This is a genomic window from Bradyrhizobium sp. CCBAU 65884 (assembly GCF_028128835.1).
Lineage (GTDB): Bacteria > Pseudomonadota > Alphaproteobacteria > Rhizobiales > Xanthobacteraceae > Bradyrhizobium > Bradyrhizobium ottawaense.
Genome location: NZ_LBJU01000127.1, coordinates 88297 through 102863, shown reverse-complemented (window position 1 = coordinate 102863; position 14567 = coordinate 88297). Strand labels below are relative to the sequence as shown.

The following is a 14567-nucleotide window of genomic DNA, read 5'->3' as shown; positions in this document are numbered from 1 at the left end:
CGCACGTGTGTGCGTCAGCCTCGCTGACTCAAATACCGATGGCTTGACGGCAAATTCCCGTAGTTATGCGGAGTTCGCGCGATACAATTTCGGCGCGAAGCAATCCCGTATTTACCGTATTCGTCTAGGGTGGCTGCAGTTTCGACGCCGCCCCGGATTGTTTCATGAAATTTCGTCTGTCCTTGTCCTCTGCGATCATTGCGTTCGGCATCGTTCTCGCCATCGGTTTTGCCGCCGTGGTTTCGACCAGCCTCTATGCCTTGAAAGAGCTCAAGGTCGGCGGTCCGCTCTACTCCGACATCAAGCTCGGCAACGACCTCATCGCGGACATTCTGCCGCCGCCGGAATATGTCATCGAGGCCTATCTCGAGGCGACGCTGGCCATGCGCGAGCCGGACCAGCTGGCGGCCCACGGCGAACGTCTGGTCCAGCTCCGCAAGGACTACGACGAGCGCAAGGCGTTCTGGGTCACCTCCAGCCTCTCGGCCGACCTGAAAACGGCGCTGGTGTCCAAGTCCGACGCCGAGGTGCAGAAGTTCTGGAAGGCGTCCGACCAGCTCCTGCCGGCGCTCAAGGCCAAGGACGCCGCTGCGTCCGAGCGCATCTATGCGCAGCTGAAGGACGCCTACACCGCGCATCGCGCCGTGATCGACAGCATCGTCGAGAACGCCAACAAGCAGAATGCCGCCATGGAAAAGCTGGCGGCGGACCGCGACAGCTCGATGCTTTATATCCTCCTCGGCGTCTCCGCCGCTGTCCTGGCTTTCGTTGCTGCGGGCCTGCTCGGCGTCGCCCTCGGCGTGGTGCGCCCGATCGTGCGCATGACTGATACGATGCAGAAGCTTGCGACCGGCGATCTCGCCGCCGACATTCCTTTCGCTGACCGAAAGGACGAGGTCGGCTCGATGGCGGGGGCGCTTGTGGTGTTCAAGCAGGCGGCGGTCGAGAATTCCCGCCTGCGCGAGGAGCAGTTGCGGCAGGAGCAGGAGGCGGCGCTCGCCAAGCGCTCCGCCCTGCACCAGATGGCCGAGACCGTCGAGCGCGAGACCGGCCGATCGGTCGACACCGCCGGCGCAGCGACGCAAGGCGTCGAGCGGGCGGCGTCCAGCCTGTCGGAGATCGCGAAGTCGCTCTCCGCACAGTCGCAGGCGGTCGCGGCGGCCTCCACCCAGGCCCTCGGCAGCTCGCAGGCCGTCTCGGCCGCGGCCGAAGAGCTCAGCGCCTCGATCCGCGAGATCGCAAGCCAGGTCGTGCGGACCAGCACCGTCACAAAATCGGCTGTCGCCGGCCGCGAGCAGGCGCGTTCGACCATCCAGGCACTGGCCGGATCGGTGAAGAAGATCGCCGAGGTCTCCGACCTCATCGGCGGCATCGCCGGCCAGACCAACCTTCTGGCGCTCAACGCCACGATCGAGGCCGCCCGTGCGGGCGAGGCCGGCCGCGGCTTCGCCGTGGTCGCCGCCGAAGTGAAGTCCCTGTCCGACCAGACCGCCAAATCCACCGAGGAGATCACGCGGCTGATCACCGAGATTCAGGCTTCGACGCAGGCCGCGGTCGATGCCGTCGAGACCATGGGAGGCCACATCGTCGAGATCGACGGCGTGGCGACCTCGGTTGCCGCCGCAATGGAGGAGCAGGACGCCGCGACGCGGGAGATCACGCGGTCGATTTCCGAATCGGCGTCGGCGGCGAAGGAGGTCTCGGCCAAGATCGGCAATGTCAGCCGCGACGCCGCTTCCGTGAACGAGCGCGCCGCCGAGGTCAGGCAGGCGATCGCCGGCATGGCGGCCAATCTCGAACAGCTCCGGTCGGTCGTGGTGCGGACCGTGCGCGACTCGACCGAGGCGGCTTGAGCGCGGCATCGGACCGGCGGCTGGTGCGTGGGGTCATGATCGTGCAGTATGGCGCGGGACAGGGGCATCGTGAATCTCATGACACCTCCACAACTGCCTGATGTCGTTGAGCCCGCCCGACTGACGGCGGCACTGCGCAGGGGCGGCGTGCTGGATGCCGGCGCCGTGCGCGAGGTGAAGGTGCTGCATCAGCGCGACACCGTCGTGTCACATATCGTGCGTCTCGGCCTGCGCTATGTCGGCGAATCCGGCGGCGCGCCGCAGACACTGATCCTGAAGACGCCGCATGCCGATTTTGCCAAGACGCTCGCGCATGGTGGCCGGCACGAAGTGGCCTTCTATGCGAAACTTGCACCGAATATGCCGCCGGGGCTGGTGCCGCGTTGCTTTGACGGACAGTTCGATGAGGAAAATGTCAGTTGGCATCTGCTGCTCGAGGATCTCACCGATAGCCATGATGTCGCGGCCCAGTGGCCCCTGCCGCCGTCTCGCGAACAGGCGCTGGCGATCGTCACGACGCTCGCGAGCTGGCACGCGGCATGGTGGGACCACCCAAGTCTCGGCGACACCGTCGGCAGTTGGATGAGCGCCGATGATACGTCAAGGTTGATGGAGACCTTTGCTGGCCACTATGATCGTTTTGCCGATCTTCTCGGCGACCGCCTGAGCGAAGAACGACGCATCCTCTATCGACGGTTCATTGAGCAGTCGGATCGTTTGCTTGAGCGCTATCATTCCCATCGACATCTCTCTATTGCCCACGGCGATGCCCATACTTGGAATTTCCTCCTGCCGCGCGCGGACATCGCCGACACCGTGCGCATTTTCGACTTCGACCAGTGGCGCATCAACGTGCCGACCCACGATCTCGCCTACATGATGGCGACGCAATGGTATCCGGAGCGCAGGCAGACGCTCGAGCGCCTGCTGCTCAACCGTTATCATGAGACCCTGATCTCGCACGGCGTCAGCGGCTACACGCGCGGCGCACTTGACCAGGACTATCGCCGATCGGTGCTCTGGCACATCACCAAGCCGGTCTGGCAATGGAGCATCAACCTTCCGCCGCTGATCTGGTGGAACAATCTGGAGCGGATATTTGCGGCCGTGGATGATCTGGGCTGCGAGGAGTTGTTGTAGGGGTCGCGCCGCATATTCAGTGTCGTCCCTGCGAACGCAGGGACCCATAATCACAGGGAGTAGTTTGGCGCGAGACTGGTAATTCAGAGTCTTCGCCAAACTACTCCCTGTGATTATGGATCCCGGATCTGCGCTCCGCTTCGCTGCGCTTGTCCGGGATGACAGTGGAGATTGGTGATCGACCGCGTCCTACTCCATCACCGCATGTTCCGGTCCGGCCGCCTGCTTGCGCAGCGTGGCCTTGGTCGAGCCGATCAGCAAGGCGAGCGGGATGGTGCAGAGGATGAAGAACATCACCAGCTGATAGTCGTAGGCGAAGGCGATGATCTGCGCCTGCACGCTGACCATCCTGTCGGCCATGGCGCGGCCGGCGTCGGTGGACAGGTTGATCATGCTGCTGACGCTGGGCATCTGGAGCGCGTGGTTGAACGGGTTGATGTGCTCGGACAGGATCGCATAGGTCCGCCGCGTCCCCTGCGTCAATTGGGCGATGACGACGGAAATGCCGACCGAGCTCGCGACGTTGCGCATCAGGGTCAGCATCGCGGTGCCGTCAGTGCGCAGATCGTTCGACAGCGTCAGGAACGCCACGGTCGAGAGCGGCACGAAGACGAGGCCGAAGCCGAAGCCCTGGATGACGCTGACGGTGACGATCTCCGGCACCTGGGTCAAATCGGTCCAGCCGGTCATCTGGAACAGCGAGCCCGCGGTCAGCGTCAGGCCGGCGATGATCAGCGTGCGCGCCTCGAAATAGCGCATCATGCGGCCGACCAGCATCATCGCGAAGAAGGTACCGAAGCCGCGGCTCGCCAACAAGAGGCCGGCGGTGATGATGGGATAGCCGATCACGTTCTGCATATAGGGCGAGGCCAGCGCCATGGTCGAGAACAGCACGAGCCCCATCACGATCATGAACACGCAACCGGTGACGAAGTTGCGATCCCGAAACAGCGCGAACCGGATGAACGGCGTCGAGGTCGTGAAGGAGTGCGCGAGGAAGAAATAGAAGGCGACGGCCGAAACGATGAACTCCGCGAGGATCTCATTGGATTCCAGCCAGCCCAGCTGCTCGCCGCGGTCGAGCGCGAGCTGAAGCGAGCCGATCGCGACCGCCAGCGCGGCGAAGCCGAACCAGTCGAATCTGAGGCTGAGATTCTTGTCCGTCTCGTCCATGAAGACGATCAGCCCGAGCACGGTGATGAAGCCGAACGGCAGGTTGACGAAGAACACCCAGTGCCAGGAATAAGTCTCGGTCAGCCAGGCGCCAAGTGATGGACCCATGATCGGACCCATCATCACGCCCATGCCCCAGATCGACATCGCCTTGGCGCGTTCCTGGAGCGTGTAATAGTCGAGCATCACCGATTGCGACAGCGGCACCAGGGCAGCGCCGAACACACCTTGCAGCAGGCGGAACAGCACCATCTGGTTGATGTCCTGGGCGAGGCCGCACAGCACCGAGGCCATGGTGAAGCCGGCCGAGCAGATGATGAAGATGCGCTTGCGGCCGAAGCGGTTGGCGATCCAGCCGACCGGCGCCGTCATGATCGCAGCGGCGACGATGTAGGAGGTCAGCACCCAGTTGATCTGGTCCTGCGAGGCCGACAACGTGCCCTGCATGTAGGGCAGGGCGACGTTGGCGATGGTGGTGTCCAGCGCTTGCATGATGGTCGCGGTCATGGCGCAGATCGTCACCATGTTCCGGCGCAGACCGGGGACCATCAGGCTGGCATTGGGACCGGACATCGGGTCAGTCCTTGCGTTCAGTCTTTATCCTGGCTCGCTGTCGCCGACAGGCCGAGCAGGCCGGCGAGCGAGCGCTGATGGCCGGTGTCGATGGTGGCGTAGACGCTCATGCCGGCCTTCAGCTTCCGCACATATTTGTCGGTCTCGTCGAAATAGATGCGGATTGGCACGCGCTGCACCACCTTGACGAAATTGCCGGTAGCGTTCTGCGGCGGCAGGATCGCGAATTGCGCGCCGGTGCCGGGCGAAAGCGAGCCGATCTTGCCCTTGAAGACGTGGTTCGGGAACGCGTCGACCTCGAGCGTGACGGGCTGTCCTTCGGTGACGTGGGTGAGGTCGCTCTCCTTCGGATTGGCGTCGACCCAGGGGTGGGCGACGTCGATGATGGAAAACACCGGCGTGCCGGCGGCGACATAGCGGCCGAGCTGGATTTGCTCGACCTGCGTCGCCACGCCGTCCATCGGCGCGCGCAGCACGGTGTGGTCGAGGTTCCGCTGGGCATCGTCCAGCTTGGCCTTCGCCTGGGCGTAGGATGGGAATTGCTCCAGCGGCAATTCGGGGTCGCCGAGCAGCTGCGTCTTGGCGTTGGAGAGCTGTTGCTTGATGTATTGCGCCTGCGCGCCGGCGGTGACCAGCGCATTCGAGGCATTGTCGAGATCGAGCTGCGAGCCGTAATTGTTCTTCACCAGCGCCTGCTTGCGCTCGACGTCGCGCTGCTTCAAATCGATGCCTTGCTGGGCAAGGCCCAGCATGTCGCCATAGATCTTGATGTTGGCGACGAGGTTGTCGTAAGTCGTGCGGGCCTGCGCGAGCTGCGCCTTGGCTTCGTCCACCGCGTGGCGAAACGGAGCGGGGTCGATCTCGAACAGCTCGTCGCCCTGCTTGACGGACTGGCCTTCCTTCACGACGACCTTCTGGATCTTGCCGGAGATGTCGGGCGTCACCAGCACCTTCTGCGCGCCGACATAGGCGTCGTCAGTGCCGACATAGCGGCCGCCATGCAGGTAGAAGGTGATGCCGCCGATGGCGGCGATGACAGGCAGCACGACCAGGAGCAGGAAGCGGCGGTAACGCCGCAGGCCGGCTACCAGGCGGCGGCGCGGATCGGTGCCGGCCTTCTTGGTGGGCTTGCCGCTGTCGGTCTTCTGCTCGGGCTGGAACTTGAGGACTTGGTCAGCCATAGCGCTGCTCCTTACGCGCCTGTTCCGCGCCGCTGGTCTGGATCGCGGTACGCACGTTTTCCTTGATGGTTTCGAGCTGGGTCAGGAGGCGATGGGCGTCCGCCGGCGTGATGCCGTCGAGCGCGTTGGCGGTGAGCTCGGACTTCAGCCCGCCCATCCGGCCCAGCAATTGCCGGCCGGCCTTCCTCAGATACAGGCGCTTGACGCGGCGGTCTGAAGGATCGTTGCGGCGCTCGATCCAGTCGCTGTCGCAGAGCTTGTCGATCAGGCGGGTCAGCGTGATCGGCTGCATCTCGAGCAGCTCCGCGAGTTCCGACTGCTTCATGCCCTCGCTGCGCTCGACCTTGGCCAGCACCGCCCATTGCGCCCGGGTGATGCCGAAGCGCGATGCCTCCTTGTCGGCATAGACGCGCAAGAGGCGGTAGAGCTCACCGAGCGTGAACAGGAAGTTCTGGTCGACGGACCCGCGGGTCATAAGCTTGGTCTCCAATAAGCTTGGGATATAATAAGCAAGCTTATGATTATTCCATGGCGGATTATCAGGATGGTGTCCCGCAGCGCGAGCATGGCTGGCAGCCGGTCGCAGGGTCGTGCTTTGGGTTCCCGGGCTCAAATGCTAGAACGTGGCCGCATGACCCTCGCAAAGCCGGCATTTCCCGCGCCTGACCACGATCACGGCCGCTGCACCGCGGATGCGCTGGCGCATGCCGAGGAGGTCTGCAAGCAGCGCGCTCAGAAATTAACGCCGATACGCCGTCAGGTGCTGGGGGCCTTGCTCTCCAGCCACCGCCCGCTCGGCGCCTATGAGGTGATCGACGAGCTTGCCAAATCGATGTCGCGGCCGGCGCCGATCACGGTCTATCGCGCGCTCGATTTCCTGATGGCCAACGGCCTCGTGCACCGCATTGAAAGCCGCAATGCCTACCTTGCCTGTGCCGCCCACGACCACGACGCGACCTCGGCGGTGGCGTTCCTGATCTGCGAGCGCTGCGGCCTGGTCGGCGAGATCCCGTCGGCGTCCTTCGCCGGGGACCTCAATGCCGCGGCGCGCAGCTCGGGCTTTGCGCCTAAATTGTCCGTGGTGGAGATCACGGGCGTCTGCACCCATTGTCAGAAAGCTGCATAGAGCAACAACGGCGCAAAGCCGGTAATCGGGAAGAGATGTCCTCGCCACAAGCCAACTATTCCGCCGCACGTCCCCTCAGTGCCGGCGCCATCGCCCTGATGCTCATGCTGTGCCTGACCTGGGGGTTCAACCAGATCGCGGTGAAGCTGGTGCTGCCTGACATTCCGCCGATGCTGCAGGCCACGATCCGCTCGGCGGGCGCGCTGCCGGTGCTGTTCCTCATCGGCACGCTTCGCGGCGTCAAATTCTTCGAGAATGATGGCACGTGGAAGCCGGGCCTGATCGCCGGGCTGATGTTCGGCATCGAATTCGTGCTGATCTTCCAGGGGCTGCGTCTCACCTCAGCCTCGCGCGCGGTGGTGTTCCTCTACACCGCGCCGTTCTTCGTCGCGCTCGGCTCTTATCAGGTGCTCGGCGAACGGCTTGGCGCCTCGCAATGGCTGGGCCTCGCCATCAGCTTTGCCGGCGTCGCCCTCGCGATTGGCGTGCCGCAGCCCAATGTCGATTCGCATGTCCTGCTCGGCGACCTCATGATCGTCGGTGGCGCCGCGCTGTGGGCGGCGACGACACTGGTCGCCAAGGGCACAAGGTTGCGGTTCGCCGCGCCCGAGAAGGCGCTGGGTTATCAGGTGGCGATCTCGATCCCGATCCTGGGACTGGCGGCATGGCTGTTCGGTGAGACCATCACGCATACCCCGGCGCCGCTGTCGCTCGGCCTGATGGCCTTTCAGGCGATCTGGGTGGTTGGAACCACGTTCACGCTTTGGTTCGCGCTGGTGAAGGCCTATTCGGCCAGCAAATTGTCGGCTTTTACCTTCATCACCCCTTTGTTTGGCGTCGTCGGTAGCTATTTCATCATGCACGACACGCTAAGCTTGGCGTTCGGGGCGGCTGCCGTCCTTGTAATTGCTGGGCTTTTTCTGGTTAACCGTCCCAGCCAAGTCGCTGCGGCGCCGCGCGATGCATTGCTGAACGTCACCAAAACCTGATATTTGGACCCCATGAACAAGCCCGAAACCACCATCGATTCCGACATCGCGGGGCCAGCGCCGCGCCATCACACCACCCAGGTCAAGGTCGGCGACGTCGCCGTCGGCGGCGGTGCGCCGATCGTCGTGCAGTCGATGACCAACACCGACACCGCCGACATCGACGGTACCATTGCCCAGGTCGCGGCGCTCGCGCGCGCCGGCTCCGAAATGGTCCGCATCACCGTGGACCGGGAGGAAGCCGCGGCCGCCGTGCCGCACATTCGCGACGGCCTCGCCAAGCGCGGCATCACCACGCCGTTGATCGGCGACTTCCACTATATCGGCCACAAGCTGCTCGCGGCCTATCCGGCCTGCGCCGAGGCGCTCGCCAAGTACCGCATCAATCCCGGCAATGTCGGCTTCAAGGACAAGCGCGACACCCAGTTCGCCGACATCATCGAGATCGCCAACAAGAACAGCAAGCCGGTGCGCATCGGCGCCAATTGGGGCTCGCTCGATCAGGAGCTGCTGACCAGGCTGATGGACGAGAATGCCGCCTCGGCCAATCCGCGCGACGTGCGCGCGGTGACGCGCGAAGCGATGGTGCAGTCCGCGCTGCTCTCGGCCGCGCGCGCCGAAGAGCTCGGCATGCCCAAGAACCGCATCATCCTCTCCGCAAAGGTTTCGGCGGTGCAGGATCTGATCGCGGTCTATCAGGACCTCGCCAGCCGCTCCGATTATGCCATCCATCTCGGCCTCACCGAAGCCGGCATGGGCTCGAAGGGCATCGTGGCGTCCTCGGCCGCGCTCGGCATCCTCTTGCAGCAGGGCATCGGCGACACCATCCGCATCTCGCTGACGCCGGAGCCCGGCGGCGATCGCACCCGCGAGGTGCAGGTCGGCCAGGAGCTGCTGCAGACCATGGGCTTCCGCACCTTCGTGCCGCTGGTCGCGGCGTGCCCCGGCTGCGGCCGCACCACCTCGACCACGTTCCAGGAACTGGCGCGCTCGATCCAGGATTTCATCCGCGACGAGATGCCGACCTGGAAGACGAAATACCCCGGCGTCGAAGAACTCAACGTCGCGGTGATGGGCTGCATCGTCAACGGCCCCGGCGAATCCAAGCACGCCAATATCGGCATCTCGCTGCCGGGCACCGGCGAAGCGCCCGCCGCGCCGGTTTTCGTCGACGGCAAGAAGTTCCGCACCCTGCGCGGGCCGACCATCTCCGCCGACTTCAAGGCGCTGGTCATCGACTACATCGAGCAGCGTTACGGCCAGGGCGCCAAGGTGCCGGTGACCGCGGCGGAGTGATTTCACTCCGCTAGCGCTCCACACGCCGCTGTCGTCCCTGCGAAAGCAGGGACCCATAACCACAGGGAGTGGTTTGGCGAAGACTCGGAGCTGCCAATTTCGCGTCAAACCCCTCCCTGTGGCTATGGGTCCCGGATCTGCGCTTGCGCTTGTCCGGGACGACGAACTGAGTGTGCGGTGCAGATTGCACATCCCTCACCGCGCGCTACGATGGCTCCCAATCAAGAATGATCGGGAGACACGCCATGAGCTCACTCGCCGGCAAGCAGGGCCCGCGCTATCGCCACACGGCCGATGACGGCGCGCCCTATGAGACCATCGCGGTCGAAAAGCTCACCCCCATCATCGGCGCGGAAATATCGGGCGTGGACATCGGCAGGCTCGTCTCCGACGACGCGCGCTCCAACCAGCAGATGGACGAGATCCACCGCGCGCTCGCCGAAAACCTCGTCATCTTCTTCCGTGACCAGCAAATCACGCCGAAGCAGCATCTCGCCTTCGGCCGCAAGTTCGGCGAGCTGCATTTCCATCCCGCCGCGCCGCATGAGGACGAAGACCCGGCGCTGATGAAGATCTACGCCGACAAGAACTCGCCGCGCGCCAACGGCGAGGGCTGGCACTCCGACGTGTCCTGCGATCTCGAACCGCCGATGGGCTCGATCCTCTACATCAAGCAGTGCCCGCCGCGCGGCGGCGACACGCTGTTCGCCAACATGTACGCCGCCTATGAGGCGCTGTCCGACCGCATGAAGGCCTATCTCGATGGCCTCACCGCGCTGCATGACGGCGAGCCGATCTATCGCGGGCTCTATGCGAACTATGGCGTCGCCGACCGTCCGTCCTATCCGAGCGCCGAGCATCCCGTTGTGCGCACGCATCCCGTCACGGCCAAGAAGGCGCTCTACGTCAACCGCGGCTTCACCCGCCACATCAACGGTATCCCGCGCGACGAGAGCGACGCGATGCTCGCCTATCTCTATCAGCACGCCGAGAACCCGCTGTTCCAGTGCCGCTTCCGCTGGACCGAGAACGCCATCGCCTTCTGGGACAACCGCTGCACCCAGCACCGCGCGATGTGGGACTACTGGCCCCACACGCGCTCGGGTACGCGGGTGACGGTGAAGGGGGAGCGGCCGGTTTAAGGAGACGGTGCCGTAGGGTGGGCAAAGCGAAGCGTGCCCACCATCTCGCCGCACGCGCGACAGGATGGTGGGCACGGCGCGCGAAGAGCGCGCCTTTGCCCACCCTACGAGAGCCCGTTCTTGCGTTGACGTCCTCCCGTGTCCGCGCCAATCTTCCTAAAAACAAATCGGGAGGATCTTCCATGCTTCGCGCAGAGGACAATAAATTCCTGACCGAGGCCGGCCCCGGAACGGGCATGGGCGAATTGCTGCGCCGCTTCTGGATTCCCGTCTTGCTGTCAGAAGAGCTTCCCGAGCCCGATGGCGAGCCGAAGAAGATCGTCGTCCTCGGCGAGGAACTGCTCGCCTTCCGCGACACGCGCGGCGTCGTCGGTGTCATCGACCAATATTGCCCGCATCGCGGCGCCAATCTCTGGCTCGGGCGCAACGAAGAGTGCGGCATCCGCTGCGTCTATCACGGCTGGAAATTCGACACCGACGGCCGCTGCCTGGACATGCCGACCTCCTACCCCGACCTCAACGCCAAGGACCTGATCCGCATCAAATCCTATCCGGTGCGTGAATGGGGCGAGATGGTCTGGGCCTATATGGGGCCGCTCGAGGCCACACCCGAATTGCCTGATCTCGAAATGGCGCTGCTGCCGGCCTCGCACCGCTACGTCAGCAAGAAATGGCAGGACTGCAACTGGGTGCAGGCGCTGGAAGGCTCGATCGACACTGCGCATTTCACCTTTGCCCATCTCTCCTTCGACAAGGAGGAGAACGAGATCCTGGACATCAAGAAGCACTTTGTGAATCCGATCGCGCGGATGGCGAGCGATCACATGCGCTGGATCGCGGAAGACCCGCGTCCGGTGATCAAGATCAGCCCGCACGACGCCGGACTGACCATTGCCGGCGGCCGGCTCACCGGCGGCGACAGCATCTACTGGCGCATTGCGCAATTCCTGATGCCGTTCCACGCCTACGCGCCGAGCGCGATGCCGGGCGAGAGCATTTTTGGCCAGACCTTCGTGCCTGTCACCGACACCAATTGCTGGATCTACACCTATGCCTGGAATCCGGAGCGCCCCCTGACGCAAGCAGAGCGCGACGCCTACGACCGCGGCAACGGCGTGATCGCGGAGGTCGACGACAATTACGTGCCGCTGCGCCATAAGGGGAACGACTATCTGATCGACCGCAAGCTCCAGAAGACCCGGAGCTACACCGGCATCAAGGGTGTCTCCGAGCAGGACGCTGCCGTGCAGGACAGCCAAGGGCCGATCGCCGACCGCACCCGCGAGCATCTCGGGCCGACCGATCTCGGCATCATGCATTTTCGCAAGACCGTGATGGATCTGGCGCGGGCGCTGCAGCAGGGCGAGGCCCCGCCGCAGGCGGCGCATCAGGATCGCTATGCGGTGCGCTCGGGCGCCTGCGTCACCAGCAAGTCGAAGGATCTGCCCGCGGTCATGCTCGAACGATTCGGCGATGTCGCGGGCTTCGTCGGCCGGCCACGCATCGCGGCAGCGGAGTAGGATTTGTCGTCAGGGCGGGACATCGTCGCAATTCTCCTGGTGTCGCTGGTCGCGCTATTGCTTCCATCGATCGATGCGGGTCTGGCCGCCCCGGCCCGAAAGGTCGCGAAAGCGAGGCCCAGGCCTTCGCCCGCGCCAGCCAAATGTGAGATGCCGAAATTCCGGATCGTCGTGGATGTCGGGCATACGCCGGACTCCTACGGCGCACTGAGCGCGCGCAACGATCCGGAGTTCGGCTTCAACTTCCGTCTCGCAAGACTCATCACGGCGAAACTCAAGTCCGAAGGCTTTGCCGCAACACGCCTGCTCGTCACGGACGGCAAGGCTCGGCCCAGCCTGTTCAAACGTGTCGGCAGCGCCAATGGGTCGCGCGCCGATCTTTTCCTGTCGATCCATCACGATTCGGTGCCGGACAAGCTGCTCGAGACCTGGGAATTCGATGGCGCGAAGAGCTATTTCAGCGATCGCTTTTCGGGCCACTCGCTGTTCGTGTCGCAGCAGAATTCGCACTTCGCCACCAGCCTGGTGCTGGCCCGGATGATCGGCAGACAGTTGAAGGAGCAAGGCCTGCACTATGCCAGCCAATACACTTTGCCGCTGATGGGCCGTTACCGGCGCCAGTTGCTCGACAAGGATTTCGGCGTCTACCGCTATGACGGGCTCGTCGTCCTCTCGCGGACCAGCAGTGCCGCAGTGCTGCTCGAGGCCGGCTCCATCATCAACCGCGACGAGGAGATGGCGATGAACGCACCCGAGCGGCATGAGACGATTGCGGCGGCCGTGGCGTCGGCCATAGGGGAGTTTTGCGCGAGGCGGTAGTTGCTCCCGCCGTCATTGCGAGCGCAGCGAAGCAATCCAGAGTCTTTCCGTGGAGGCGGTCTGGATTGCTTCGTCGCAACGGCTTCTCGCAATGACGGGAGGCTACAGCGGTGTCCGCCGATACTCCCGGTTCGCCAGGCTAGCTTCCTCCAGATCCAGATCGCGCTCGATCCGCCGCCGCGTCTCGTCGGTGATCTGGCCGTCGCGCAGGAGATCGTGGATGAATTTTCGTTCGGCGGCGATCAGGTCGCGGGTCAGCGCGGTGCCGGCGGCGGAGACGTCGTGGTGGGTGGGATCGAGTGAATCAGGCAGCTGGTTGACACGGATGTCGTGGCGGGCGCGCAGCAGCCGCATCACCTCGTCGGAAACGTCCTTCTGCTCGGTGAGCGCGTCGAGTGATTTCAGTGCTGCATCGAGCGCCTGGCGGCGTGCGGCGATCTCGGCCTCGTGCTCGGCGGCATGCTCGTTGCGGCCGGCCTCGGCGACGCCGAGCCACCGCACCACTGGTGGCAGCGTCAGCCCGACGCCGATCAGTGTGACGAAGATGACGCCGAAGGCCACGAACAGGATCAGGTCGCGATACGGAAATGCATCGCCATCAGGCAGCGTGAACGGCAGTGCCAGCGCGGCCGCCAGCGACACCGCGCCGCGCACGCCGGTGAAGGCGAGCACGAACGGCCATTGCCAGGGCGGCGACGGATCGCGCTCGCGCAACGATCTGCTGAGCATCCGCGGCAGATAGGTTGCGGGATAGAGCCAGGCGAAGCGCGCGACCACGACGATCACCAGGACCACGGCGGTTGCGATCAGGATGTCGTCGAGCGGGAACGCCTTCGATTTCTCGTAGAGCGCGCGCATCTGGAATCCGGTGAGCAGGAACAGCACGCCCTCGATCAGGTAGATCACGAGGTCCCAGAAGAAGATGCCCTGCAGGCGCGTTGCCGACGAGATCAGCAGCGGGCCGTTCCAGCTCACATAGAGGCCGCAGGCCACCGTCGCGATCACCCCGGAGCCGCCGATATGCTCGGGCAGCCAGTACGACACGTAGGGGGTGATCAGCGACAGAGTCAGCTCGACCTGCGGATCCCCGGACCATTTGCGGAAGCGAAGGGAGAGCCAGCCGACGCCGATGCCGAAGGCGATCTCGCTGGCGACGATGAGGAGGAATTCGCCGGCGGCGAGCGGCAGCGAGAAATGCCCGACCATGATGGCGGCCAGCGCGAAGCGGTAGAGGATCAGCGCTGTGGCATCATTGGCAAGCCCCTCACCCTCGAGGATGACCAGGAGCCGCCGCGGCATGTTGAGCCGGCGCGCGATCGCGAGCGGCGCCACCACGTCGGGCGGCGCGACGATGGCGCCGAGCAGGAAGCCGATGGTCCAGGGCAGGCCGATCATATAGTGCGTGGCGGCCGCCACCATCGCTGCGGTGAAGATCACGGCTCCGACCGCGAGCAGCACGATGGGACGCAAATTGTTCTTGAACTCACGCCAGCTCATGGCAACGCTCGCCGAGTAGATCAGCGGCGGCAGCACCATCAGCAGCACCAATTCCGGCGGCAATTCCACCGGGGGCATGCCCGGCACGAAGGCGAGGCCGACGCCCGCCAGCATCAGCAGGATGGCGGGGGCGACGTTGAAGCGGCGTGCGGCCAGCGCCACGCCTGCCAGTACGGCGAGCAGGATGAGAAAGGTCTGAAACTTCGCTTCCATGATGGTCTGTCTTGACCCGGAAGCGGCTTCAACGTCAATGCGCGT

Annotated in this window: 12 protein-coding genes; 8 read left to right on the top strand and 4 right to left on the bottom strand. The window is 64.4% G+C overall.

Annotation, left to right across the window (positions count from 1 at the left end):
- The first annotated feature begins 164 nt into the window (after positions 1 to 164).
- Both XI03_RS28615 and XI03_RS28610 read left to right on the top strand, forming a co-directional pair.
- On the top strand, positions 165 to 1853 hold the full coding sequence (locus XI03_RS28615; protein ID WP_028139624.1) for a methyl-accepting chemotaxis protein: 1689 nt from the start codon (positions 165 to 167) through the stop codon (positions 1851 to 1853).
- A 48-nt stretch (positions 1854 to 1901) separates the two neighbouring features.
- Complete coding sequence (locus tag XI03_RS28610; protein WP_271594006.1) at positions 1902 to 2993, top strand: phosphotransferase; 1092 nt, start codon at positions 1902 to 1904, stop codon at positions 2991 to 2993.
- A 189-nt stretch (positions 2994 to 3182) separates the two neighbouring features.
- On the opposite strand, the gene XI03_RS28605 is transcribed toward XI03_RS28610, so the two are convergent.
- Genes XI03_RS28605 through XI03_RS28595 form a run of 3 tightly spaced genes read right to left on the bottom strand, consistent with a single transcriptional unit; the run spans position 3183 to position 6395 of the window.
- Complete coding sequence (locus tag XI03_RS28605; RefSeq protein WP_271594005.1) at positions 3183 to 4739, bottom strand: MDR family MFS transporter; 1557 nt, start codon at positions 4737 to 4739, stop codon at positions 3183 to 3185.
- A gap of 17 nt (positions 4740 to 4756) precedes the next feature.
- Complete coding sequence (locus tag XI03_RS28600) at positions 4757 to 5920, bottom strand: HlyD family secretion protein (protein ID WP_028139627.1); 1164 nt, start codon at positions 5918 to 5920, stop codon at positions 4757 to 4759.
- Positions 5913 to 6395: a MarR family winged helix-turn-helix transcriptional regulator gene (locus XI03_RS28595; RefSeq protein WP_271594004.1), complete on the bottom strand. Its 483-nt coding sequence runs from the start codon at positions 6393 to 6395 to the stop codon at positions 5913 to 5915. The genes XI03_RS28600 and XI03_RS28595 overlap by 8 nt, the downstream gene beginning before the upstream one ends.
- Positions 6396 to 6551: 156 nt before the next feature.
- Between XI03_RS28595 and XI03_RS28590 the strand changes: the two genes are divergently transcribed.
- The 6 genes from XI03_RS28590 (at position 6552) to XI03_RS28565 (ending at position 12812) form a co-directional block, all read left to right on the top strand.
- The gene (locus XI03_RS28590; protein ID WP_028139629.1) at positions 6552 to 7046 is read left to right on the top strand and encodes a Fur family transcriptional regulator; all 495 of its coding nucleotides are present in this window, start codon (positions 6552 to 6554) and stop codon (positions 7044 to 7046) included.
- A 35-nt stretch (positions 7047 to 7081) separates the two neighbouring features.
- Positions 7082 to 8035, top strand: a complete 954-nt coding sequence (locus XI03_RS28585) for a DMT family transporter (protein WP_028139630.1) — start codon at positions 7082 to 7084, stop codon at positions 8033 to 8035.
- 12 nt (positions 8036 to 8047) lie between these two features.
- Positions 8048 to 9331 carry a flavodoxin-dependent (E)-4-hydroxy-3-methylbut-2-enyl-diphosphate synthase gene (ispG, locus tag XI03_RS28580; RefSeq protein WP_095424926.1) on the top strand — a complete coding sequence of 428 codons (1284 nt, stop codon included), beginning with the start codon at positions 8048 to 8050 and terminating at the stop codon, positions 9329 to 9331.
- A 245-nt stretch (positions 9332 to 9576) separates the two neighbouring features.
- Positions 9577 to 10473 carry a TauD/TfdA dioxygenase family protein gene (locus XI03_RS28575; protein WP_038949501.1) on the top strand — a complete coding sequence of 299 codons (897 nt, stop codon included), beginning with the start codon at positions 9577 to 9579 and terminating at the stop codon, positions 10471 to 10473.
- 182 nt (positions 10474 to 10655) lie between these two features.
- Positions 10656 to 11993 (top strand): Rieske 2Fe-2S domain-containing protein, encoded by a 1338-nt coding sequence (locus XI03_RS28570; protein ID WP_271594003.1) that lies wholly within the window; start codon positions 10656 to 10658, stop codon positions 11991 to 11993.
- Between the two features lie 3 nt (positions 11994 to 11996).
- Positions 11997 to 12812 (top strand): N-acetylmuramoyl-L-alanine amidase, encoded by an 816-nt coding sequence (locus XI03_RS28565; RefSeq protein WP_271594002.1) that lies wholly within the window; start codon positions 11997 to 11999, stop codon positions 12810 to 12812.
- A 102-nt stretch (positions 12813 to 12914) separates the two neighbouring features.
- Here the strand turns inward: XI03_RS28565 and XI03_RS28560 are convergent, their stop codons facing one another.
- Positions 12915 to 14522 (bottom strand): Na+/H+ antiporter, encoded by a 1608-nt coding sequence (locus XI03_RS28560; RefSeq protein WP_028139634.1) that lies wholly within the window; start codon positions 14520 to 14522, stop codon positions 12915 to 12917.
- Positions 14523 to 14567: the final 45 nt, after the last annotated feature.